Below are 21600 nucleotides of genomic sequence, written 5' to 3'. Positions count from 1 at the left end.
CGTCGGTGGAACTCCCACCTCTTGCATGCGCTTGTTGGGAGACCCCTCCCCATCCGCATCAGGAGACATGCATGACCGACCAACGTATCGAAGGCACCGGCGAGAAGACGCTCGGCAAGGCCCGTTCCGCCTTGGGCCGCCTGACCGGCGACCGCAAGCAGCAGGTCGAGGGCCATCTGACCGAGTACAAGGGCAAGGCCCGCGACGCCTATGGCCGCGTCATCGACGGCCTCGACGGTCTCATCGACAAGGCCCCGACCCAGTATCAGGGCAAGGCCCGGGAAGGCCTCGACTTCGCCCGCCGCAAGCCCCTGCTGACCACCGGCATCGTCGCCGGTCTGGCCGTGCTGCTCGGCGCTCTTGGCCGCCGTCGCTAGGCACAGTCACCACCGGAATTGATCGAGGCCCGGGGCACGAACCCCGGGCCTCTTTTCATGTCTGCCATCCGCCGTCAGTCCGCGTCGGCGTCCGCATCCGCAGCCTGCTTCGCCGCCGTCTCGGTGCCCGAGATGTCGAAGACGATCTTGCCGTCCTTGAGCGCCACCTTGACGTGCCCGCCCTTGGTCAGGCGTCCGAACAGGATGTCGTCGGCCAGCGGCTTCTTGATGTGCTCCTGGATCACCCGGCCCAGCGGCCGCGCGCCATACAGTTCATCAAAGCCGTTCTTGGCCAGCCAGTCGGTCGCCTCATCCGTCAGTTCCAGAGTGATGTTGCGATCGCCCAGCTGCACTTCCAGCTGCAGGATGAATTTGGTCACCACCTGGCGGATGGTGTCCGCGCCCAGCGCCTTGAAGGTGATGATCGCATCCAGCCGGTTGCGGAACTCGGGCGTGAACAGGCGCTGGATGGCCTTGTCGTCCTCGCCCTCGACCTTGCCCCGGCCAAAGCCGATCGCCGCCCGCGCATTGTCGGCCGCCCCGGCATTGGTGGTCATGATCAGCACCACATTGCGGAAGTCGACCTTCTTGCCCAGGGCATCGGTCAGCATGCCGTTGTCCATCACCTGCAGCAGGATGTTGTAGACATCCGGGTGAGCCTTCTCGATCTCGTCCAGCAGCACCACGGCGTGCGGATGCTGGTCGACGGCGTCGCTCAACAGCCCGCCCTGGTCATGCCCGACATAGCCCGGAGGCGCCCCGATCAGCCGGCTGACCGTGTGCCGTTCCATGTATTCCGACATGTCGAAGCGCAGCATCTCGATGCCCAGCGTCGCGGCCAGTTGCTTGGCCACCTCGGTCTTGCCGACGCCCGTGGGCCCGCTGAACAGGAAGCTGCCGATCGGCTTGTTCGACTCGCGCAGGCCGGCTCGCGCCAGCTTCATGGCCGAGGACACCTGGTCGATGGCCTGCTCCTGGCCATAGACCACCCGCTCCAGATCGCCCTTCAGTTCCTTCAGGCTCTCGGTGTCGGACTTGGAGACCGACTTCGGCGGAATGCGCGCCATCTTGGCGATGACCTGCTCGACCTCCTTCTGGCCGATGGTCTTCTTGCGCCGCGACTCGGGCAGCAGCATCTGGCTGGCGCCCGCCTCGTCGATCACATCGATCGCCTTGTCCGGCAATTTCCGGTCCGACATATAGCGCGACGACAGTTCGACGGCCGTGCGGATCGCCGCCTCCGTGTAGCGCAGCTTGTGGTGGCTTTCGTAGTACGACTTCAGCCCGCGCAGGATCTTGACCGTGTCCTCGACCGTCGGCTCATGCACGTCGATCTTCTGGAAGCGGCGGGCCAGGGCCCGGTCCTTCTCGAAATGCTGGCGGTATTCCTTGTAGGTCGTCGAGCCCATGCACCGCAGCGTCCCTGACGCCAGCGCCGGCTTCAGCAGGTTCGACGCATCCATGGCCCCGCCCGAGGTCGCCCCCGCTCCGATCACCGTATGGATCTCGTCGATGAACAGGATGGCGTTGTCGTGCGTCTCCAGCTCCTTCACGACCTGCTTCAGCCGCTCCTCAAAGTCCCCGCGATAGCGCGTCCCGGCCAGCAGCGAGCCCATGTCCAGCGAGAAGATGGTCGCGTCCTTCAGGACATCCGGCACCTCGCCATTGACGATCTTGCGCGCCAGACCCTCGGCGATGGCCGTCTTGCCCACGCCCGGATCGCCGACCAGCAGCGGATTGTTCTTGGTCCGCCGGCACAGGATCTGGATCGAGCGATCCACCTCGCTCTGGCGACCGATCAACGGGTCAACCTTGCCCTGGCGCGACTTCTCGTTGAGGTCGACGCAGTAAGCCTCCAGCGCCTCTCCGCCCGACTTGGCGGCGGCGGCATCCTCGGCATCCTCGGGAGAGGTCGGCTTGGCCGGACGGGTCTCGGCCGACCCCGGCCGCTTGGCGATGCCGTGGGCGATATAGTTGACCGCGTCATAGCGCGTCATGTCCTGCTCCTGCAGGAAATAGGCCGCGTGGCTCTCGCGCTCGCTGAAGATGGCGACCAGCACATTGGCGCCCGACACCTCCTCGCGGCCCGAGGACTGCACATGGATCACGGCGCGCTGGATCACGCGCTGGAAGCCGGCGGTCGGCTTGGCGTCGTCGCCGTCCGGCGTCGTCAGCGCGGCCAGATCGTTGTCGACATACAGGGTCAGCGCCACCTTCAGCGCCGCCAGATCGACATTGCAGGCGCCCATGACGACCGAGGCATCCGGGTCGTCGATCAGCGACAGCAACAGATGTTCAAGGGTCGCATACTCGTGGCGGCGCTCATTTGCATAGGCGACCGCGCGGTGCAGCGTCTCTTCGAGAGGACGGGAAAACGAAGGCATCGGGTAAGGCTCCTCTCAGTCCTTTTCCATCGTGCATTGCAGGGGGTGCTGGTGCCGCCGGGATGTCTCTATCACCTGGGCGACCTTGGTTTCGGCCACCTCATAGGTAAAGACGCCACACACTCCCACACCGTTCTGGTGCACCGAGAGCATGATGCGAGTCGCGTCATCGCGACTCTTTCCGAAGAACCGTTCCAGCACATAGACGACGAATTCCATCGGCGTGTAGTCGTCGTTCAGGATCAGAACGCGATACAGCGACGGCTTTTTCAGCTTGGGCCGGGTTTCGGTGACGACGGCGGCACCGAGACCTCCACCATTCTCATCAGGCCGTGATTTGGGCATTCGAAGTCCGGATCGGGGAAGAGACAGTCAGATAGGTCATCATGTCGGGATTTGAAGGGACGTCCAGTCACACCTCCTTGTTGGCGACAGCAATTTCTCCGTTTACTTCCTTGTTCTCCGTCTCCCCGGCGCAGGCCGGGGCCCAGAGCCAAGCGCACTGCCGCCTACTCAGCCGAACAAGCCCAACCCCCTGGATCCCGGCCTTCGCCGGGAAGACGGATGGAGGATATTCCCAAACGCAAACGGGCCCCGGCGTTTCCACCGGGGCCCGTCCATGTTCCGTCAGGAAGCTCGGGGTTAGCGAGCGGCCTGGAACTTCTCAACCGAGGCGGTGACGCGCTCGTTGATCGGCTTGAAGCTGTCCTTGACCGAAGCGGTCATGACTTCAGCAGCCTTGTTCATTTCCGCCACGTACAGCTCGATGGCCGACTTGGTGAAGCTGGTCTGCAGTTCGATCATTTCCTGAACCGAACGGGCCTGCGTCAGCGACTGGGCGGCGGCGATGCCGTCTTCCCACGACTTGCGCGAATAGGCGGCGGCCTGCTTGGTCAGGGCCTCGGTGCCCTTCTGGGCAGCAGTGGCCGACTCGACCACGGCGTCCAGGTTCTTCTTGGCCTGGACGCTCAGTTCCGACATGGAGGCCATGGACTTGTCCATGCCTTCACGCACGGCCTGCGCACCGGCGGCCTGGATCTTTTCAGCCTGGGCCTGGGCCTTGGCGGTCGCATTCTCGACGGTCTTCTTGGTGGTTTCGGCGGTGTCAGCCATGGTCACATCTCCTGGTTCGGGTGGCGGCCTGCGCCGCTCTGAAAGGTCCACCCCACGCATAACTCCGGGGCGTTGATATGCCATATGGTGCAAGTGCGAAGGGAATGCAAGGGGTTTTTGTGCAGCGCACCATTTTGGGGCTAGCAGGCTCCCGGGAAGGGGTCCGCTCCCGACCCAAAGAACCCCCATTCCGCGAGTCTGAACGTGTCAGGACTGCCGCTGGTAGCGTTAGCGGATTCGGGGCTCCGCGAGATCAACGTCGAAGAAAACTGGACGATCAATGGGCACGCATTGCTCTTTTGATTCATCGAAGCAGTCTGGGTCGACTTTTATATAGCCCTCGATCCGATACAGTCCTTCATGAAGCGGGACTCTCTCCGGCCATTCGTGCGGCAGAACGATTGTCTCGTTTTCCGAGGTCAGAAGATCGGTTCCGGGCGGCATCAATATCAATAAATCGTTCAACTGCCGGACCTCAACCTCGCCGCAAAACCGTCTGCCATCCAGTCGAAGCGGTTCGACACGGACTTGAGCCAGTTCGGTCACATCACAGACGCCCATGTCGTCTGGCTGTCCTGGGAATGCGGCAAGGATGCCCGCGAAGAGAGTGAGTAGGATCATCAACAAGACCTATCACGGCAGCATCAGCTTTCCACCCATCGTGGGCATTCGTAGAGTCCGCACGGACCACTCCGGCGGGGCTACGGCATCGGACGCCGCACCACCCCCGCCGTGACCGCCGTGTCTTCGCTGTGTCCGCTGTGATGAACCCCTTTTAAAGTCCCCTTCTTTCTTTCGTCATCCTCCGGCAAGCCGCGCCTGCGCGGCGCAGACCGGGGGACCCAGCGGCGCCGAAGGCGAAAGCTGGACACAGGCGCACCCGTGACAGGGTCGCGCTCTCGCGCGCCGCTGGGTCCCCCGGTTCCGCTTCGCGGCCCGGAGGATGACGAAAGACGAAGGATCAACGGGCGGGAATGCTCAGCTAGGCCCCCCAACCCGCACATCTCCGGCAACAAACCCTCGCCTTTCCAACACCCTGCCCGCCGCGACCGTCATTCTCCCCGCCTCACCTCACCGCCCCCGCACACTGGTCGGTTGAGCACAGGGAGGACCCCATGGACCCGCACGACACCCACGACCCCCAGACCGATGGCTACTGGCCCAACGACTGGCCCGGCTATGACCCCGACCGCGCCTCGATCGACGAGGAGTGCGCCGGCATCTTTGCCGAGCGCGAGCCCCGCTCCCGCGCATCCGGTCGCTCCGGCCATCACCGCGCCTCGGACGAGACCTGGGCCCGCGCCCGGGCCGACTATCTGGCGGGCGAGTCCGCCTCGGTCGTCTGCGACCGCTATGGCATGCGGGTCTCGACCCTGCGCAACCGCGCCGCCTCCGAAGGCTGGCGCCGTCAGGACCAGCCGGAACCCGAACCCGTCGACCTCGACGCCGAGCTTGAGGCCGGCCTGCCCGACTATACCGACATGGCCAACCACGCCCTGATCCGCCTGAACCGCGCCATCCTCAAAGGCCACGCCACCGAAGCCGGCCGCTGGATGCGCCTGCACCGCACCCTGCTGGACATGGCCAGGAAGCCGGTGGCGAAACCGGTGCCGCAGCCGGTACCCGCGCCCAACCCCCTCATGGACGCCCTCGAAGCCCAGGTCGCTGAAATCGAGGCGATGGCCCGCGCGTTGGCCGGCAAGTCAGACCATTCAGACGGTTCAGACGGTTCAGACGGTAAATTGCGGGAGGACGCTTCGTCTCCTCCCCACCCCGGGTGGGGAGGGGGACCACGAAGTGGTGGAGGGGATCTTCGCCCCGCGCACATCCCCCAGCTCCCCGACCAGAACCCCTCCGTCACGGCGCAACATGCGCCGCGCCACCTCCCCGCGAGCGGGGAGGAGATGAGGAAGGCCGGTTCAGACCCTTCAGACCATTCAGACCCTTCAGACGGTATTTTCCCGCCCGACCGATGACCCTGCCCTACTCACTACTCACCACTCGCCACTCGCCACTCGCCTCATCACAAGTCTGTTGATCGCGCCTTAACCCCGATGAAACCCCTGATCTTCATGATAGGGTAAGGCCTTTCCGCCTGTGCGGCCCTGACGCCGTGTGTGTATGCGTAGGTATTGATCCAGTAAGGCAGAAACCGCTCATGACCCTGTTCTTCCGGCGTACGGTCGTCCTCCTCCTGTCCCTGTCGCTGCTGACCGTCGGCCCCCTGCCCGGCGCGTTCACCCCGGCCGCGGAAAGCCGCGAGAACCTGCGCTACGCCGCAATTGTGGTCGATGCCGAAACCGGCGAGGTCATGTTCGCCCGCCACGCCGACAGCCGTCGCTATCCGGCCTCCATCACCAAGGTCATGACCCTGTATCTGGTGTTCGAGGCGATCACCGAGGGCCGGATCCAGCTGGACGACGTCATCCGCGTCTCGCCGCGCGCCGCCTCTCAGCCGCCGTCCAAACTGGGGCTGGCGGCGGGCCAGACCATCACCGTCGCAGACGCCATCCAGGCCACGGCCCTGCGCTCGGCCAATGATATGGCCACCGCCCTAGCCGAACATGTCGCCGGGTCCGAGGCCCGCTTCGCCGCCATGATGACGCTCAAGGCCGAGTCGCTGGGCATGACCAACAGCCGCTTCGTCAATGCCAACGGCCTGCCCGACAGCCGCCAGATCACCACGGCCCGCGACCTGACCGTCCTGTCGCGCGCCGTCATGCGCGACTATCCGCAATATTACCGCTTCTTCGGCGTCTCCAGCTGGACCTATCAGGGCCGCGACTATCGCAACACCAATGGCCTGCTGCGCTCGGGTCAGGGCTATGACGGCATCAAGACCGGCTACATCAATGCCTCGGGCTACAACCTCGCCGCCTCGGCCGTGCGGGACGGCCGTCGCCTGATCACCGTCGTGCTGGGCGGACGCTCCAGCGCCACCCGCAACGCCCACGTCGCCGAACTGATGGATACCGGCTTCGAGATTGCCGCAAAGCGCGCGGGCGGAGAACGGATCGAGGTCGCCCAGCTCTATTTTGAGCAAAAGGGCTATGGCATCGGGCCCGCCCCGGTCCCGTCGGCGCCTCCGGTCGTCTATGCCTCCGTCACACCGGAACCCCCCGCCCCCCTCGCCCAGGCCATGGGGGATCGTGATCCTGACGTGGTCCTGACTTCGGGCCCGGCCGTCCTGCCTTCCAGTACGACCGCGAGCCTGAACAGTGGCACACCCGCCCGCCGCCCGGCCGCCAGCACCTGGAGCGTCCAGGTCGGCGCCTTCCGTGACCGCACCGTCGCCGCCGACTGGCTGACCGAGGTCAATCGCCGTTTCCGCTCCACCTTCCGGGGCAGCGGCCAGTCGGTCGAGGAGGCCTCGGGCTGGTACCGGTCGCGCTTCACCGGCTTTACCGAAGCCGACGCCCGCGCCGCCTGCGAGACCCTCTCGGCCCGCAATGTCACCTGTATGGTCGTGCGCCCCGACTGATCCCGCTTGCCTCAACAAGCCGGCCTGATAGCGTCACCGCATGAAGCTGCACCGTATCGCCCTGATTTCGCTGGCCGCCCTGGCGCTCACCGCCTGCGCCACCGCCGCGCCCGCCCCTGACGTCGTCCCCAGCCAGGCAGGCTGGGAGGCCGGACAGGCCGCCTATCTCGCCTGGAACGACGGGCGGCGCGGCTGGACCACCACCGACAGCGGCCTGCAGTTCCGCCGCGTCGGCCGCGCCAACCCGGATGGCCGCCAGCCCGCGGCCACCGACACCGTCCGCGTCCACTACCGCGGCACCTTCATCGACGGGCGTGAGTTCGACAGTTCGTACAGCCGCAACGAACCGGCCGAGTTCCCGCTGAACCGCGTCATCAAGGGCTGGACCGAGGGCGTCGCCCTGATGCGCGAGGGCGAGACGTATCAGTTCGTCATCCCGGCCGCGCTGGCCTATGGCGACCGCTGGGTCGGCGGCGACATCCCGCCGAACTCCGTCCTGCTGTTCGAGGTCGAGCTGCTGGCGGTTCTCTAGCGGCGCTTCAGCAGGGCGTCGCGCGCGGCGTTCAGCTGGGCCGCCAGCCCTTCGGTGCCACCCTGATCCGGGTGGGCCCGGCCCATCAGCCGGCGCCAGGCGGCGTTGACCTCGGCCGGGGTCGCGTCCGTGCCGACCCCCAGCAGGGACCGGGCCTGCTCCAAGGGCATCGCCCCCTGCCGCCGGTTCGCATCCGCCCGCCGCCCCAGCAGGACCAGCGCCCAGAAGGCCACCCCCACCGCAAGGACCGCCAGCAGGATCATTCTGTCACATCAAAGGCCGCCTCGGCCCCCTCCAGCCCCAGCGCCACCATCAGCGACCGCATCTCCTGCCGCGCCGCCACATGGGCCAGCGACACCGCCACCGGCCGGATGTCGTTCGACAGGTCCGCCACCGTCAGGCCAAAGGGGAACAGCTCGCGGTAGATGACCCGGTCCCTGAGGCCCGGCCCGATGCGAAAGCCGATCCGCTTGGCCAGCTTCTTCAGGCGGTCCGTCAGCCGCAGCCGGTTCCGCGCCGCCGCCACCGCCAGGCGGTTGGTGACCACGACCCAGTCGATCGGCGTGCCGCCCGCGATCGCCCGGTTCTTGCGGGCCTCCCACACGCTCTCGGAGTAGATCGAGGGCCGGATCAGATCCAGCGTGACCGGGTCCACCTGCCCCAGCAGGTCGAAGTCGACGAAGCTGTCGTTCATCGGCGTGACGATCTGGTCGGCCAGCCCGTGCGCCCGTCGCGACAGGGCGGTGTCCCCACCCGGCGTGTCGATCAGCACCACATCGGCCAGGCGTCGGGCCTCGGCGAAGGCCTCCTCGAAGCGGGCCAGCTGTTCCTCCTCGCCGGCCCTGGCCAGCGCCTTGCCGTCGCCCAGATCGGGCTCGACCGGCAGGGGCAGCTTCTGCCCGTTGGCCAGCATCCAGGCCTTGCGGTTGTCAAAGAAGCGCGCCATCGACCGCTGCCGCAGGTCGAGATCCAGCAGCGCCACGCTGCGGCCCGAGTACAGCAGGCCGACGGCGATGTGGATCGCCAGGGTGGACTTGCCGGCCCCCCCCTTCTCGTTCCCGACAACGATGACTCTCGGCTGGTTCATGCACTCTGCCCTAGCCCGCGACTCATGCGGGGCCCGGCCGCAAAATCGGGGTCGACCGGGTCGCGGTCAACGGCTCATCGTCAGCGGGAGGCCGTTCCCGGTCTCACGTGCCTCTTTGGCACCAAGGATCGCGGATGCGCGCGGCGGCACAGACGGCGGCGGCACCCGACGCGGGCACGGCCACCTTCAGGCGGACCAGCGAGCGGCCATCGACCGTCACTGGCTCGAAGCGCGGCGTCAGACCGGCGAGGGCCTCGGGCGCGGACGAGCGGATACGAGCCCAGGCCGTGCGGGCCGAGGCCTCACTGCCGAACGCCCCCAGCTGGACCAGCGAGGCATCCTCTGCCTCACGGTGCGTCGAAACCGGACGGGCGCGCAACTGCGGCACCGCCGCGGCCACGCGCTTCTCGACCTCATCGACGGCAGCCTCGGCAATCGCTGGAGCGGCGGCCTGAACCAGCCCCTCCATGGGCCCGTCACGAGCCTCCCAGAGCTGGTGGGGATCCATGACCTCGACCCGGACCGCGTCGCGTCGCGCCTCTCTCAGGCCCATGTCACGGGCCTTCATCGGCGTCTCCAGCTGCCCCTTGCCGGGCCGATCAAGGCTGACGGGAATGGCGGCGACGCGCTCGGCCATCTGCTCAAAGCGGTGCGGATCATGCTCGACCCAGCCGCAGCCGCTCGCGCTGAGGGCCAGACCCAGGGTCAAGGCCCGTACAACGCTGTGCTTCTGCACTGGACGAAGGACTTCTGCGGACGTCATAAGGCCACCCTACCCGCCCTCTGTTGCAGCCCCGTGCACAAGTAGGCTTAAGCGAGAAGGTAAACCCGGTTTCAACCATGGACTCAGCTGCCCCGTCCCTGCTCCGCGCCGCGTCCCCCGCCGACCTGCGTCGCGTCGTGGCCGGCTGGCACGCAGCGGCCGAGACGGTGGCCTTCGTGCCCACCATGGGCGCCCTGCATGATGGCCACCTGCGGCTGGTCGAGCAGGCGCGGCTGGAGGCGCGCCACGTGGTCACCAGCATCTTCGTCAACCCGACCCAATTTGCCGCCCACGAGGACCTCGGCACCTATCCGCGCACGCTCGAGCGCGATGCGACGCTGCTGGCTGAGGCCGGTTGCGACCTGCTCTACGCGCCGACCGCGTCAACCATGTACCCGGCCGGCTTCGCTACCCGCATCGCCATGGACGGACCCGCCCTCGGGCTGGAGACCGATCACCGCCCGCACTTCTTCGCGGGCGTCGCCATCGTGGTCGCCAAACTGCTCAATCAGGCCCAGGCGGACGTCGCCCTGTTCGGCGAAAAGGATTACCAGCAGCTGCGGGTCATCACTCGTCTGGTCGCCGATCTCGACATCCCAACGCGCATCGTCGGCGTGCCGACCGAGCGCGACGGGCAGGGCCTGGCCCTGTCCTCCCGCAACGCCTATCTCAGCGAGGGCGAGCTCGACATCGCCCGCCGGCTGAACGGTCGTCTGGCCGCCGCTGCGGCCCGCGTCCGTGCTGGCGATCCCATCGACGCCGTGGAGCAAGAGACCGGCGCGGCGCTGCTCGTCGACGGCTTTGCCAGCGTGGACTATGTCGCGGTACGCGATGCGGAGACACTCAACCCGCTCAAGGCCGCCGTCGATCGGCCGATGCGGATACTGGCCGCCGCCTGGCTGGGGCGGACCCGGCTGATCGACAATATGGCGGCCTGACCGGCCGCTCAGGCGATGGCGCCGACGCAGCCCTCCGGGCCCCCGGGCACGACCGGCGCCGAGGTCAGCGACAGGGTCCAGCCGTGGTGGGTGTCCAGCCCGCGACGTCCCGCGCCCGATCCGTCACCCGCATCGCCCCCGGCAGTGACCAGCACCCGGTCCCCGCGCGGCAGGGCCCCCGGATCGATCCGCCCGACCGCGAGCGACGTCGGAATGTCCCTGCCGAACCCCTCGAACACGCTGAGGGCCGCCCATTCGCGGCGCAGGCCCATCCACCACGGGTCGCCGGCGTTGATGGCCAGCACGGCGACGCCTTTGCCCTCTGCGGCGAAGGCCAGGGCAGCCTGCGGATCGCGCTCGGTCTTCAGCTCGGCGGCGCGGCCGAAGCGAAGGCGGGCCGCATCAAAGGCGCGCGCCGGCTCGACCGGGGCCCAGACCCGGACCGACAGTTGGCCCTGACGCGCCAAACCATGGCCGACGACCTCGCGCCACAGGGCCTCGACGGCATCGCGGGTGTCCGGTCGCGCGCCCTGCAGCACATGGGCCAGCACCGCCTGCTCGCGGTCGGGTCGCAGCTTCACATAGCCGCCGGTCGGGGCATCCTTGGCGCGCCCCACGCGGTCGGCTAGCTCCAGCCGCTTCTGGAACAGGGCCACCATTTCGCTGTCGAGCAGGTCGATCTCGTGCCGCAGCGCCGCCAGGGTCAGGGGTTCGGTTTCAGCGGCTTCGTCGGGGGATTTCACAAGGGTCAGGGTCATTTACAGAACTTTCGAAGGGGAGGATCGGTGAGGCCGAGGTCCGCCGCTCCATCAGGAGCGGTCGCCGGTGAGAGGTCAGGAGCAAGGTCCGGACGCCTCAGCCGGCGTATCGAAAGCCGTAGAAATAGACGCCATAGGCATAGGGGGCCGACGCCGCGAAATCGCGGGCGTCAAAAGCGGCAGTCAGGGCGCGCTTGGAGGCCATGGATCGGTGATGCCCGCAGAATTCGTGCGCCGTCAAGCGCCTTTGCGCCCCAGCAGGACAAATCGCGTGCGGTTATCGGCGGAATCCTGCATGTCGTTGCGCAAAATCGACAATCCGTAGATCTCGGCGGCGCCGGCGGGTGCAAGCGCCGCCCGGGTCGGATCTTCCGCTTCGGCGACCGCACGGGCCGCGCCGGCTGTATCAAAGGCTTCGACCGGCGTGAGGTTCAGCGCCGCCATTGTGCCCATGCATTGCCCCAGCGCCGCCGGGTGGCTTTCCACCGTGCGCACATCTGACAGGCGGGCGCCGCGGGGGGCCATCAGCGCCAGCCGGATCGGGCGCCACACCTCGGCCAGCATATCCAGTCCCGAAGCATCGAGCAGCCGTCTTGCCGGCTGAACGTCTCCGATCTGGGAGTTCTCGACGGGGATCAGGGCGCAGTCGCACCGCCCGCCGTGGACGGACTGGATTGCGGCCTCGAAGGTGTCGTGGCCGATGGCTTCATCCCAGGGGCGCAGCACGGCGCAGGCCTCATGACTGAAGGATCCCGGAGCTCCCTGATAGGCCACGCATCCTTTGGCCATCGCGACCTCAGGCTGCGGCCGAGCGGGACTGCCGCCCGGATTTCAGTCGCTCGGCGACCAGAAAGGCCAGCTCCAGCGCCTGGTCGGCATTCAGGCGCGGGTCGCAATGGGTGTGATAACGGCTGCTGAGGTCGTCCTCGGTCAGCATTTGCGCCCCGCCCAGACATTCGGTGACGTTCTGGCCGGTCATCTCCAGATGCACGCCGCCCGGGTGCACGCCTTCGGACTCGGCCACATCGATGAAGGTCCGGACCTCGCTCAGGATCCGCTCGAACGGCCGGGTCTTGTAGCCGTTGCCCGCCTTCAGCGTGTTGCCGTGCATGGGGTCGATCGACCAGACGACCCGGCGACCGGCGGCCTTGATGTCGCGCATCAGCCGCGGCAGGCGCTCGCCCACCTTGTCCGAGCCGAACCGCCCGATCAGCGTCATCCGGCCGGGGATGTTGTCGGGGTTGAGGATGTCCAGAAGCCGCAACAGGTCCTCCGGCTCCATGGTCGGGCCGCACTTCAGGCCGATCGGGTTCTTGATGCCCCGGGCGAACTCGACGTGGGCGCCGTCCGGCTGGCGCGTGCGTTCCCCAATCCAGACCATGTGGGCCGAGGTGTCGAACCATTCGCCGCTGGCCCCGTCCAGTCGGGTCAGCGCCGACTCCAGATTGAGCAGCAGGGCCTCGTGGCTGGTGAAGACCTCGACGCGCGACAGGTCAGGATGGCTTTCCGGGGTCACCCCGACCGCTTCCATGAAGGCCAGGGCCTCGCCAATCTTGTCGGCCAGCTCGCGATAGCGCGCGCCATACGAGTTGTCGGCGGCGAACCCCAGCGTCCAGCGATGTATGTTGTAGAGGTCCGCATAGCCGCCTCCGGCAAAGGCGCGCAGCAGGTTCAGCGTCGAGGCCGACTGGTGATAGGCTTTCAGCAGGCGCTGCGGATCCGGCACCCGCTCGGTCGGGTTAAAGCCCATGCCGTTGATGATGTCGCCGCGATAGCTGGGCAGCTCGACGCCATCGATCATCTCGACCGAGGACGAGCGCGGCTTGGCGAACTGGCCGGCGATGCGGCCGACCTTCACCACCGGCTTGCGGCCCGCAAAGGTCAGCACGACCGCCATCTGCAGGATCAGGCGGAAGGTGTCGCGGATGTTGTCGGTCGAAAACTCCTTGAAGCTTTCGGCGCAATCGCCGCCCTGCAGTAGGAAGGCATTGCCCGCCTCGACCTGGGCCAGCCGGTCGGTCAGGCGCCGCGCTTCACCGGCGAATACCAGCGGCGGCAGGGCACGCAGTTCGTCCTCGACGCCGGCCAGGGCGCCCGCGTCGGGATAGTCCGTCGGCATCTGCACGACAGGCTTCGATCTCCAGCTATCAGGCGTCCAGCGTTGGGTCATACGGCGAAGATAGAGTGTCGATGCTTCCCGAACAATAAACCGTTGAGACCATTCCGTCGCAGGCCGTGGTATTCACAGCCCGGGAACGCTTGCTGTTTGGCCGAAAACCCCCTATACGCCGCCGCTTTCCAGGGCTTCGGTCCCGAAAACGGAACACCAAAGGGTACGGGAAGTCATCCCTGCCGCCGCTTCGGGAGCCATCGTTCGGTCGACTTACCCGGTCATCCGAGCGCCGAGACCCTACAAGGGAGATGACGAATGGCTCTATACGAGCACACGGTCATGTCGCGCCAGGACATCAGCGCGCAACAGGCCGAAGCCCTCAATGAAACGATCAAGGGCCTTATCGAACAAGGCGGCGGAGCTGTCGCCAAGATCGAATACTGGGGTCTGCGCAACCTGACCTATCGCGTGAAGAAGAACCGCAAGGCTCACTATTCGCTGATGGCGATCGACTGCCCCCCGGCCGCCATGGCCGAGGTCGAGCGTCAGCTGTCGATCAACGAAGACGTGCTGCGCTGGCTGACCGTCCGCGTCGAGGAACTCGACCTGGAACTGTCGCCGCTTCTGGCCCGTCGTGAGCGCGAGCGTGAACGCTCGACCCGCGACGATTCCTCCAACGCTTCGGAATAAGGACCGGCCCCATGACCGATACCCAATCCTCCAACGCGGCCCCCAAGCCGGGCGCCCCGGTAGGCGACGGCCCCGCCCGTCGTCCGTTCTTCCGTCGTCGCAAGGTCTGCCCGTTCTCCGGCGATAACGCGCCGAAGATCGACTACAAGGACGTCAAGCTGCTGCAACGCTACATCTCCGAGCGTGGCAAGATCGTCCCGTCGCGGATCACGGCCGTGTCGCAGAAGAAGCAACGCCTGCTGGCCAAGGCCATCAAGCGCGCGCGTTACCTGGCCCTCCTGCCTTATGTGGTGAAGTGATATGAAGGTCGTTCTGCTTGAACGCGTCGAGAACCTCGGCGCCATCGGCGACGTCGTGTCCGTCAAGGACGGCTTCGCCCGTAACTTCCTCCTGCCGCGCGACAAGGCTCGCCGCGCGACGTCCGCCAACCTGAAAGCCTTCGAAGTCGAACGCGCCGCCATCGAGGCCCGTAACGACAAGAACAAGGCCGAAGCCCAGAAGATCGCCGACAAGATCGACGGTCAGACCTACGTCATGATCCGTCAGGCCGGCGAAACCGGCCAGCTGTACGGTTCGGTCGCCGGTCGCGATGTGGCCGAGGCCATCCGCGCCGAAGGTGGCCTGGTCGAGCGTAGCCAGATCGTGCTGCACGTTCCGATCAAGGTGCTGGGTGTCCACGAGGTGCAGGTCCGCCTGCACGCCGAGGTCGCGGCTACCGTCAAGATGAACGTCGCCCGTTCGTCCGACGAAGCCGAACGTCAGGCCAAGGGTGAAGACGTCATCCGCTCGCAGTTCGACGATGAGCGCCAGGCGGCCGAACAGGCTGCCCAGGACATGATCGAAGGCGGCGCTGGCCAGCAAGACGGCCTGGGCGAAGAGGCCTGATCGCCTCCCACCCGACTGACTGCCGATGAATGAGGGGGATGCGCCGGTCGGTGCATCCCCTTTTTCGTGGCCGGAATTCATCCGTCCACAGCGCGGACAGACTATCGACAGCTTTGCGACCGCACCTGACGCAGAGGCGGTTAAGAGTTAACCCATGAACGCGCTTGCCCCCCTGTCGCTGTCGGACTCCGGTCCTCAGTCCCTGCCCCATAACCTCGAGGCCGAGCAGGCGCTGCTGGGCTGTCTGTTGTTCGACAATGCCGCCTTTGAGCGCCTGTCCGACAAACTGCGCGGCAGCCATTTCCATGAGCCGTTCCACCAGCGCCTCTATGATGTGATCGAGGATCACATCCGTCAGGGCCTGCTGGCCGAGCCGACCCTGCTGATGGGCCGCTTCAAACAGGATCCCGCCTTCGAACAGTTCGGCGGCCTGCGCTATCTGGCCGATCTGGTTGACCGCGCCCCGCCCGCGGCCAATGCGCCCGACTATGCCCGCGTCATCTACGACCTGGCCCTTCGGCGCGAGCTGATCCGCATCGGTGGCGACATCAGCCGGGCCGCGCCGGATCCGGAAACCCCTGCCCTCGACCAGATCGAAGCCGCAGAACAGTCGCTCTATACCCTGGCCGAGACCGGCAAGCCGTCATCCGGCTTTGTCAGCTTTTCCCAGGCCCTGGCCGGCGCGGTTCAGATGGCGGGGGAAGCCTATCAGCGCGACGGCAAGCTGGCGGGTCTGGCGACGCAACTGGATGACCTCGACCAGAAGCTGGGCGGCCTCTACCCCTCCGACCTGCTGATCCTCGCGGGCCGCCCCTCGATGGGCAAGACGTCGCTGGCCACCAATGTCGCCTTCAATGTCGCGCGCAACTATCGCTGGGAGCCGACGCCCGAGGGACGCAAGACCGTCTCGGGCGGCGTGGTCGCCTTCTTCTCGCTGGAAATGAGCGCGGAACAGCTGGCCATGCGGATCCTGGCCGACGCATCGGGCATTTCGTCGGACCGCCTGCGCAAGGGCGAGATCGACGCCTCGGACTATGGTCGCCTGCGTGACGCGGCCATCGAGATTGGCGAAAGCCCCCTCTACATCGACGCCACCGGCGGCCTGGCCATCTCCAAGATGGCCGCCCGCGCTCGCCGCCTGAAGCGTCAGGAGCACGGCCTCGACCTGATCATCGTCGACTATCTGCAGCTGCTGACCGTAGGCGACGCCAACAATCAGAAGAACCGCGTGCAGGAGGTCTCCGAGATCACCGGCGCCCTCAAGGCCCTGGCCAAGGAACTGAACGTGCCTGTTCTGGCCCTGTCGCAGTTGTCGCGTCAGGTCGAAAGCCGAGACGACAAGCGGCCTCAACTGTCCGACCTGCGCGAATCCGGCTCGATCGAACAGGATGCCGACGTGGTCATGTTCGTCTATCGCGAAAGCTATTACCTCGGCCGCTCCGAACCGCGCGAGGGCACCGAGGAACACCTGAAGTGGCAGCAGGACATGGACCAGCTGCAGCACGTCGCCGAGGTCATCATCGGCAAGCAGCGCCACGGCCCGATCGGCACCGTCCGCCTGTCCTTCGACGCCGACACCACCCGCTTCGGCAACCTCGCCCACGACAACCGCTACGACAATCAATACGGCGATTGAGGCCGGGATCGAGACGGGGGCTTTCCGTGCCCTTCGCACTTGCGGCATAAGTGGCCGATGACCCGTGCCCGCCTTTCGGTCGATCTCGACGCGCTCGCTGCCAACCACGCCTTCCTCGAACGGTTGACCGGGCGGCCGGTGCAGCCGGTTGTCAAGGCGGATGCCTATGGGCTGGGGATGCAGGCCTGTGTGACGCGGCTGATGCTGGCGGGGGCGCGGACCTTCTTCGTCGCCCGTCTGTCCGAGGGGCTGGCCCTGCGCGAGGCCATGGGTGCCCACCCGATCGTCTATGTGCTGGACGGCTGCACCGAGGGTGCGGCTATGGCGCTGCGTGAGGCCGACCTGCGTCCCGTGATCAACCATGCCGACCAGCTGCCCCGCTGGCAGGAGGCGGGCGGCGGACCGTGTGGCCTGCACATCGACACCGGCATGAACCGACTGGGGTTCCGCCCCGAGCAGGCGCCGCCCCCCTTCCCCGGTCTCGCGCTGGTGATGAGCCATCTGGCCTGTGGCGATGATCCCGACAGCCCGATGAACGCCCGCCAGCGCGAGACCTTCGCGGCCCTGCGCGCCCGCTATCCCGATGCCCTCGCTTCCTTCGCCAATTCGGGGGGGTGCTTCCTCGGCCCCGACTACGCCTTCGATGCCGTGCGCCCCGGAATCAGCCTGTGGGGCGGCGGACCCGAGGGGCGGCCGGACCCGCGCATCCGGCCCGTCGCGACCTTCAGCGCCCCCATCCTGCAGGTGCGTCAGGTGCCGGTGGGAGAAAGCGTCGGCTACGCCCGAGGTGCGGTTGCTGAACGGCCATTGACCGTCGCCACGGTCGGCGCGGGCTATGCCGACGGGGTGATGCGCGCCACCAGCCCCCGGGGTCAGGTCTTCGTGGCCGGGCATCTGCGGCCCATTCTGGGGCGGATTTCCATGGATGCCCTGGCGGTCGACGTCACCGGTCTCGAGGTGGCCGAGGGCGACCGGGTCGAGCTGTTCGGCTCCAACCGCCCGATCGACGATGCCGCGCGCGACACCGGCACCATCGCCTATGAGCTGCTGACCTCGGTCGGCGGCCGGGTGGACCGCACCTATACCGGCTAAGCCTACGTCAGGATCGGTCGCAGGCAATATCTGACCCTCTGCGCCGCGCGCGGAAATCGGTGTAAGCCGTTCGCATGGCTCGTGACTCATCCCAATACATCTGCCGCGTCTGCGGGGCCGTCCATGCCAAATGGGCCGGTCAGTGCTCGGCCTGCGGCGAGTGGAACTGTCTGACCGAGGAGGTCGGTGGTGCGCCGCCGGGAGCCCTCAAGCCCGCGGCCACCAAGCGCGCGCGCGGCATCCAGTTCGAGGATCTGAAGTCGGAAAGCCCGGAACCGGCCCGCCTGATCACTGGGGTCAGCGAGTTCGACCGTGTCTGCGGTGGTGGGCTGGTCCCCGGCTCGGCCCTGTTGATCAGCGGGGACCCCGGCGTCGGCAAGTCGACCCTGCTGCTCGAGGTCTGTGCCCGCGCGGCGCTTAAGGGGGCCAGGGTCGCCTATCTGTCGGGTGAGGAGGCCGTGGAACAGATCCGCTCGCGCGCCCGCCGCATGGGTCTGGCCCAGGCCGATGTGGCGCTGGCCTCGGCCACGGCGTTGCGCGAGATCGTGGCGACGCTGAAGCGTGAGGCCTTCGATCTGGTGGTCATCGATTCCATCCAGACCCTGTGGTCCGATGTGCACGAGGCCGGGCCCGGCTCGATCGTGCAGGTGCGGGCCTGTGCCTCGGAGCTGGTGCGGCTGGCCAAGGCGGGCGGCCCGGCGATGATCCTGGTCGGCCACGTGACCAAGGACGGACAGGTCGCCGGTCCGCGCGTGGTCGAACACATGGTCGATGCGGTGCTCAATTTCGAGGGCGAGCGCGGCTACCCGTTCCGGGTGCTGCGGGCCGGCAAGAACCGCTTTGGCGCGACCGACGAAATCGGTGTGTTTGAAATGGGCGACACCGGCCTGCGCGAGGTCACCAACCCCTCGGCCCTGTTCCTCGGGGACCAGAACGGTGACCGGTCAGAGCGCGAGCCGGGCACCGCCGTCTTTGCCGGCATAGAGGGCTCCCGGCCGGTGCTGGTCGAGATCCAGGCCCTGTCGGCGCCCTCGGCCTATGGCACGCCGCGCCGCGCCGTGGTGGGCTGGGACTCAGGTCGTCTGGCCATGGTGCTGGCGGTGCTGGAGTCACGCTGCGGCCTCGGCTTTGGCGACCGCGACATCTATCTGAATGTGGCCGGGGGGCTGAAGATCAATGAGCCCGCCGCCGACCTCGCTGCCGCTGCGGCCCTGATCAGCTCCGTCTGCGATGTGCCCCTGCCCAAGGGCTGTGTGGTGTTTGGCGAGATCGGTCTGTCGGGCGAGGTTCGCGCCGTGGGCCGCGCCGAGGCCCGCCTGCGCGAGGCGATGAAGCTGGGCTTTGACAAGGCGCTCTGCCCGCCGCTCAGCCACGAGCCGACCGACATCGCCGCGACCTCGCTCAGCCGTCTGGCCGAAGCGGTCGAACGAATCTCGCAAAACCGTTATTAGACGCTTGTCTCCTCCCTGTTCGCGCAGCGAATGGGGAGGAGGATCGGCGGCGCAGCCGACGAGACGGAGGGGTTGTGTGACGAGCACGAGCAAGTCAGTGGGGCAAAAAGAGCCCCTCCACCGCTTCGCGGTCCCCCTCCCCATTTGCAATGGGGAGGAGACGCCATGACCGCCTGGGACGTCTTTTCCGTAGTGATCCTTCTGGCGTCCGGCGCGGCGGGCTGGATTCGCGGTGGCACGCGTGAGCTGCTGACCCTGCTCAGCTTTGTGCTGGCGGCCTTCATCGCCCTGATTGCCCTGCCGCTGTCGGCCCCGGTGGGCAAGGCGCTGATTGATCCGGACTGGGCCGGCACGCTGCTGGCGGCCCTGGCCACCTTCCTGCTGGTCTATTTCGGCGTTCGCATCTTTGGCTCGACCCTGTCGCGCAGGGCCCAGGCCCATCCGCATCTGGGCGGGATCGACCGTATCTTCGGCATCTTTGTCGGGCTGACGCGTGCCCTCGTCCTGCTGGGTGCCATCCATCTGGTCGTGGTGGCCGCCATGCCGGGCGAGAAGACCCCGCGCTGGCTGGGTGAGGCCAGTCTTTACTCACTCAGCGCCGGCGCAGCGCGGGCCATCCAGTTCGTGCTGCCGGGTATCGGAAGGGGCGCCGACGCCCTCGCCCCCGTCGTCGATTCGTCCGTACGCCAAGGGTTTTCCGGCGACGATGCCTTGCCGAAAACACAAACAGGGCCTAACTCGCCCGATACCGCCCGCTAGTTGTTTCTTCCCAGGTCATCGGAGCCGCCGACGATGTCCCACCGCCTCGCCGATCCCGTTATCCACCACTGGCCCGAGCGCGAGAGCGACGATGACCAGCTGCGTCTGGAGTGTGGCGTCTGCGGCGTCTGGGGCGCCCCCGGGAACGAAGCTTCCTCGATCGTCGCCCTGGGTCTGCACGCCCTGCAGCACCGCGGACAGGAAGCCTGCGGCATCGCCAGTGTCGCCGACACCCATTTTCATACCGAACGTCACGTCGGACTGGTCGGCGAGGCCTTCGGCAGCACCGACCTGACCGGTCGCCTGCCTGGCAGCGCCTCGGTCGGCCACACCCGCTATTCGACCTCGGGCGGCAGTTTCCTGCGCAACATCCAGCCGATGTTCGCGGATCTGGACACGGGCGGCATCGCCGTCGCCCACAACGGCAATCTGACCAATTTCCTGTTCCTGCGGAACCAGCTGGTCGCCGAGGGCGCCATCTTCCAGTCGACCTCCGACTCCGAGGTCATCCTTCACCTGATCGCCCGCAGCCGTAAGGCCCGGGTGGTGGACCGCTTCATCGACGCCCTTGCCCGGATCGAGGGCGGCTATGCCCTGGTCGCCCAGACACCCAAGAAGATGATCGGCGCGCGTGACCCGCTGGGTATCCGCCCGCTGGTCCTGGGCCGTCTTGGCGACGCCTGGGTGCTGGCGTCCGAGACCTGCGCGCTCGACACCATGGGCGCCACCTTCGTCCGCGATGTCGAACATGGCGAGGTCGTCGTGATCGACGAGGACGGCCTGCGCTCGCTCAAGCCCTTCCCGGCGCGCGCCGCCCGGCCCTGTCTGTTCGAGTATGTCTATTTCGCCCGCCCCGACAGCGTGGTGAACGGGCGTTCGGTCTATGAGGTCCGCAAGCGCATGGGCCACGGCCTGGCCCGCGAGCACGCAATCGACGCCGATGTTGTGGTGCCTGTGCCCGACTCGGGCGTGCCCGCCGCGCTCGGCTATTCGCAGGCCAGCGGCATCCCCTATGAGATGGGCATCATCCGTAGCCACTATCTGGGCCGCACCTTCATCCAGCCCAGCCAGGGCGCCCGGCAGAAGGGTGTGCGCATGAAGCACAGCCCCAACCGCTCGGTCCTTGAGGGCAAGCGCGTCGTACTGATCGACGACTCGATCGTGCGCGGCACGACCTCGGTCAAGCTGGTCCGGGCCGTGCGGGCCGCCGGCGCCACCGAGGTTCACCTGCGCTCGGCTAGCCCCCCGATCCTCTATCCCGACTTTTACGGCATCGACATGCCCGAGCGGGAACAGCTGCTGGCGGCCAACAAGACGCCTGAGGAAATGCGGGCGCTGCTCGAGGTCGACAGCCTCGGCTTCCTGTCGGTCGACGGCCTGTATGCCGCCATGGAGGCGGGTCCGCGCGACCCCGCCAATCCCCAGTTCACTGACCACTATTTCACCGGTGACTATCCGACGCGCCTGCTCGACCGCGAGATCGCGGAGGGCGGCCGCGACGCCTCCCCGCGTCAACTGTCCCTGCTGGTTAGCGCCTGATT

23 protein-coding genes are annotated in these 21600 nt (G+C 67.0%); 13 read left to right on the top strand and 10 right to left on the bottom strand.

The genetic code is table 11. The features are described 5' to 3' along the window. Positions 1-71: 71 nt before the first annotated feature. On the top strand, positions 72-377 hold the full coding sequence (locus EG854_RS03775) for a CsbD family protein (RefSeq protein WP_123286398.1): 306 nt from the start codon (positions 72-74) through the stop codon (positions 375-377). A gap of 74 nt (positions 378-451) precedes the next feature. Here EG854_RS03775 and clpA read toward each other — a convergent pair whose 3' ends face one another. From clpA to EG854_RS03755, 4 genes are all read right to left on the bottom strand, one after another. Further along, complete coding sequence (gene clpA, locus EG854_RS03770) at positions 452-2761, bottom strand: ATP-dependent Clp protease ATP-binding subunit ClpA (protein ID WP_123286397.1); 2310 nt, start codon at positions 2759-2761, stop codon at positions 452-454. 15 nt (positions 2762-2776) lie between these two features. Further along, positions 2777-3106 (bottom strand): ATP-dependent Clp protease adapter ClpS, encoded by a 330-nt coding sequence (gene clpS, locus EG854_RS03765; protein WP_123286396.1) that lies wholly within the window; start codon positions 3104-3106, stop codon positions 2777-2779. Positions 3107-3403: 297 nt separating this feature from the next. Next, positions 3404-3874: a phasin family protein gene (locus EG854_RS03760; RefSeq protein WP_123286395.1), complete on the bottom strand. Its 471-nt coding sequence runs from the start codon at positions 3872-3874 to the stop codon at positions 3404-3406. Positions 3875-4102: 228 nt separating this feature from the next. After that, a complete protein-coding gene (locus EG854_RS03755) occupies positions 4103-4495 on the bottom strand; it encodes a hypothetical protein (protein WP_123286394.1) in 393 nt (130 codons plus the stop codon). Positions 4496-4989: 494 nt separating this feature from the next. On the opposite strand from EG854_RS03755, the gene EG854_RS03750 reads away from it, so the two are divergent. From EG854_RS03750 to EG854_RS03740, 3 genes are all read left to right on the top strand, one after another. Next, positions 4990-5850 carry a hypothetical protein gene (locus EG854_RS03750; protein WP_123286393.1) on the top strand — a complete coding sequence of 287 codons (861 nt, stop codon included), beginning with the start codon at positions 4990-4992 and terminating at the stop codon, positions 5848-5850. Between the two features lie 182 nt (positions 5851-6032). Continuing rightward, positions 6033-7355, top strand: a complete 1323-nt coding sequence (locus EG854_RS03745) for a D-alanyl-D-alanine carboxypeptidase (RefSeq protein ID WP_123286392.1) — start codon at positions 6033-6035, stop codon at positions 7353-7355. 40 nt (positions 7356-7395) lie between these two features. Next, positions 7396-7887 carry an FKBP-type peptidyl-prolyl cis-trans isomerase gene (locus tag EG854_RS03740; RefSeq protein ID WP_123286391.1) on the top strand — a complete coding sequence of 164 codons (492 nt, stop codon included), beginning with the start codon at positions 7396-7398 and terminating at the stop codon, positions 7885-7887. On the opposite strand, the gene EG854_RS13435 is transcribed toward EG854_RS03740, so the two are convergent. The 3 genes from EG854_RS13435 to EG854_RS03725 all read right to left on the bottom strand — a co-directional run bounded on the left by EG854_RS13435 (position 7884) and on the right by EG854_RS03725 (position 9683). Continuing rightward, positions 7884-8150, bottom strand: a complete 267-nt coding sequence (locus EG854_RS13435; RefSeq protein WP_375782284.1) for a hypothetical protein — start codon at positions 8148-8150, stop codon at positions 7884-7886. The genes EG854_RS03740 and EG854_RS13435 overlap by 4 nt on opposite strands. After that, positions 8147-8974, bottom strand: coding sequence for a division plane positioning ATPase MipZ (locus tag EG854_RS03730; protein ID WP_123286390.1), 828 nt, complete (start codon positions 8972-8974; stop codon positions 8147-8149). The genes EG854_RS13435 and EG854_RS03730 overlap by 4 nt, the downstream gene beginning before the upstream one ends. Positions 8975-9077: 103 nt before the next feature. After that, positions 9078-9683 carry an SPOR domain-containing protein gene (locus EG854_RS03725; protein ID WP_164461813.1) on the bottom strand — a complete coding sequence of 202 codons (606 nt, stop codon included), beginning with the start codon at positions 9681-9683 and terminating at the stop codon, positions 9078-9080. A 131-nt stretch (positions 9684-9814) separates the two neighbouring features. Here EG854_RS03725 and panC point away from each other — a divergent pair, with 131 nt between their 5' ends. Beyond that, positions 9815-10675, top strand: a complete 861-nt coding sequence (panC, locus tag EG854_RS03720; RefSeq protein WP_123286388.1) for a pantoate--beta-alanine ligase — start codon at positions 9815-9817, stop codon at positions 10673-10675. 8 nt (positions 10676-10683) lie between these two features. Here panC and EG854_RS03715 read toward each other — a convergent pair whose 3' ends face one another. The 3 genes from EG854_RS03715 to EG854_RS03705 all read right to left on the bottom strand — a co-directional run bounded on the left by EG854_RS03715 (position 10684) and on the right by EG854_RS03705 (position 13603). Further along, entirely contained in the window at positions 10684-11433 is a 750-nt protein-coding gene (locus EG854_RS03715) for a chorismate mutase (RefSeq protein ID WP_123286387.1), read from the bottom strand. Positions 11434-11670: 237 nt separating this feature from the next. Then, the gene (locus EG854_RS03710; RefSeq protein WP_123286386.1) at positions 11671-12222 is read right to left on the bottom strand and encodes a prephenate dehydratase domain-containing protein; all 552 of its coding nucleotides are present in this window, start codon (positions 12220-12222) and stop codon (positions 11671-11673) included. A gap of 7 nt (positions 12223-12229) precedes the next feature. Next, positions 12230-13603: a class II 3-deoxy-7-phosphoheptulonate synthase gene (locus EG854_RS03705; RefSeq protein ID WP_123286385.1), complete on the bottom strand. Its 1374-nt coding sequence runs from the start codon at positions 13601-13603 to the stop codon at positions 12230-12232. A 258-nt stretch (positions 13604-13861) separates the two neighbouring features. Here EG854_RS03705 and rpsF point away from each other — a divergent pair, with 258 nt between their 5' ends. The 8 genes from rpsF to purF all read left to right on the top strand — a co-directional run bounded on the left by rpsF (position 13862) and on the right by purF (position 21598). Further along, on the top strand, positions 13862-14236 hold the full coding sequence (gene rpsF / locus EG854_RS03700) for a 30S ribosomal protein S6 (protein WP_123286384.1): 375 nt from the start codon (positions 13862-13864) through the stop codon (positions 14234-14236). Positions 14237-14247: 11 nt separating this feature from the next. Further along, positions 14248-14535 (top strand): 30S ribosomal protein S18, encoded by a 288-nt coding sequence (gene rpsR / locus EG854_RS03695; protein ID WP_123286383.1) that lies wholly within the window; start codon positions 14248-14250, stop codon positions 14533-14535. 1 nt (position 14536) lies between these two features. After that, positions 14537-15121 carry a 50S ribosomal protein L9 gene (gene rplI, locus EG854_RS03690; RefSeq protein WP_123286382.1) on the top strand — a complete coding sequence of 195 codons (585 nt, stop codon included), beginning with the start codon at positions 14537-14539 and terminating at the stop codon, positions 15119-15121. Positions 15122-15275: 154 nt separating this feature from the next. After that, positions 15276-16757 (top strand): replicative DNA helicase, encoded by a 1482-nt coding sequence (locus tag EG854_RS03685; protein ID WP_123286381.1) that lies wholly within the window; start codon positions 15276-15278, stop codon positions 16755-16757. 57 nt (positions 16758-16814) lie between these two features. Beyond that, a complete protein-coding gene (gene alr, locus EG854_RS03680) occupies positions 16815-17849 on the top strand; it encodes an alanine racemase (RefSeq protein WP_123286380.1) in 1035 nt (344 codons plus the stop codon). Positions 17850-17923: 74 nt separating this feature from the next. Beyond that, the gene (gene radA / locus EG854_RS03675) at positions 17924-19300 is read left to right on the top strand and encodes a DNA repair protein RadA (protein WP_123286379.1); all 1377 of its coding nucleotides are present in this window, start codon (positions 17924-17926) and stop codon (positions 19298-19300) included. Between the two features lie 165 nt (positions 19301-19465). Continuing rightward, positions 19466-20059, top strand: a complete 594-nt coding sequence (locus EG854_RS03670) for a CvpA family protein (RefSeq protein WP_123286378.1) — start codon at positions 19466-19468, stop codon at positions 20057-20059. A 33-nt stretch (positions 20060-20092) separates the two neighbouring features. Then, positions 20093-21598 carry an amidophosphoribosyltransferase gene (gene purF, locus EG854_RS03665; RefSeq protein ID WP_123286377.1) on the top strand — a complete coding sequence of 502 codons (1506 nt, stop codon included), beginning with the start codon at positions 20093-20095 and terminating at the stop codon, positions 21596-21598. The last annotated feature ends 2 nt before the right edge of the window (positions 21599-21600 follow it).

The organism is Brevundimonas halotolerans, from assembly GCF_003730275.1.
Taxonomy (GTDB): Bacteria; Pseudomonadota; Alphaproteobacteria; order Caulobacterales; family Caulobacteraceae; genus Brevundimonas; species Brevundimonas halotolerans.
This window is presented reverse-complemented; position numbering and strand designations above follow the sequence as displayed.

What these genes read in the sequence shown, in the direction of transcription:
- EG854_RS03775 (WP_123286398.1), top strand. Translation starts at nt 72, where the DNA reads ATGACCGACCAACGTATCGAAGGCACCGGCGAGAAGACGCTCGGCAAG.
- clpA (WP_123286397.1), bottom strand. Translation starts at nt 2,761, where the DNA reads ATGCCTTCGTTTTCCCGTCCTCTCGAAGAGACGCTGCACCGCGCGGTC.
- clpS (WP_123286396.1), bottom strand. Translation starts at nt 3,106, where the DNA reads ATGCCCAAATCACGGCCTGATGAGAATGGTGGAGGTCTCGGTGCCGCC.
- EG854_RS03760 (WP_123286395.1), bottom strand. Translation starts at nt 3,874, where the DNA reads ATGGCTGACACCGCCGAAACCACCAAGAAGACCGTCGAGAATGCGACC.
- EG854_RS03755 (WP_123286394.1), bottom strand. Translation starts at nt 4,495, where the DNA reads ATGATCCTACTCACTCTCTTCGCGGGCATCCTTGCCGCATTCCCAGGA.
- EG854_RS03750 (WP_123286393.1), top strand. Translation starts at nt 4,990, where the DNA reads ATGGACCCGCACGACACCCACGACCCCCAGACCGATGGCTACTGGCCC.
- EG854_RS03745 (WP_123286392.1), top strand. Translation starts at nt 6,033, where the DNA reads ATGACCCTGTTCTTCCGGCGTACGGTCGTCCTCCTCCTGTCCCTGTCG.
- EG854_RS03740 (WP_123286391.1), top strand. Translation starts at nt 7,396, where the DNA reads ATGAAGCTGCACCGTATCGCCCTGATTTCGCTGGCCGCCCTGGCGCTC.
- EG854_RS13435 (WP_375782284.1), bottom strand. Translation starts at nt 8,150, where the DNA reads ATGATCCTGCTGGCGGTCCTTGCGGTGGGGGTGGCCTTCTGGGCGCTG.
- EG854_RS03730 (WP_123286390.1), bottom strand. Translation starts at nt 8,974, where the DNA reads ATGAACCAGCCGAGAGTCATCGTTGTCGGGAACGAGAAGGGGGGGGCC.
- panC (WP_123286388.1), top strand. Translation starts at nt 9,815, where the DNA reads ATGGACTCAGCTGCCCCGTCCCTGCTCCGCGCCGCGTCCCCCGCCGAC.
- EG854_RS03715 (WP_123286387.1), bottom strand. Translation starts at nt 11,433, where the DNA reads ATGACCCTGACCCTTGTGAAATCCCCCGACGAAGCCGCTGAAACCGAA.
- EG854_RS03710 (WP_123286386.1), bottom strand. Translation starts at nt 12,222, where the DNA reads ATGGCCAAAGGATGCGTGGCCTATCAGGGAGCTCCGGGATCCTTCAGT.
- EG854_RS03705 (WP_123286385.1), bottom strand. Translation starts at nt 13,603, where the DNA reads ATGACCCAACGCTGGACGCCTGATAGCTGGAGATCGAAGCCTGTCGTG.
- rpsF (WP_123286384.1), top strand. Translation starts at nt 13,862, where the DNA reads ATGGCTCTATACGAGCACACGGTCATGTCGCGCCAGGACATCAGCGCG.
- rpsR (WP_123286383.1), top strand. Translation starts at nt 14,248, where the DNA reads ATGACCGATACCCAATCCTCCAACGCGGCCCCCAAGCCGGGCGCCCCG.
- rplI (WP_123286382.1), top strand. Translation starts at nt 14,537, where the DNA reads ATGAAGGTCGTTCTGCTTGAACGCGTCGAGAACCTCGGCGCCATCGGC.
- EG854_RS03685 (WP_123286381.1), top strand. Translation starts at nt 15,276, where the DNA reads ATGAACGCGCTTGCCCCCCTGTCGCTGTCGGACTCCGGTCCTCAGTCC.
- alr (WP_123286380.1), top strand. Translation starts at nt 16,815, where the DNA reads ATGACCCGTGCCCGCCTTTCGGTCGATCTCGACGCGCTCGCTGCCAAC.
- radA (WP_123286379.1), top strand. Translation starts at nt 17,924, where the DNA reads ATGGCTCGTGACTCATCCCAATACATCTGCCGCGTCTGCGGGGCCGTC.
- EG854_RS03670 (WP_123286378.1), top strand. Translation starts at nt 19,466, where the DNA reads ATGACCGCCTGGGACGTCTTTTCCGTAGTGATCCTTCTGGCGTCCGGC.
- purF (WP_123286377.1), top strand. Translation starts at nt 20,093, where the DNA reads ATGTCCCACCGCCTCGCCGATCCCGTTATCCACCACTGGCCCGAGCGC.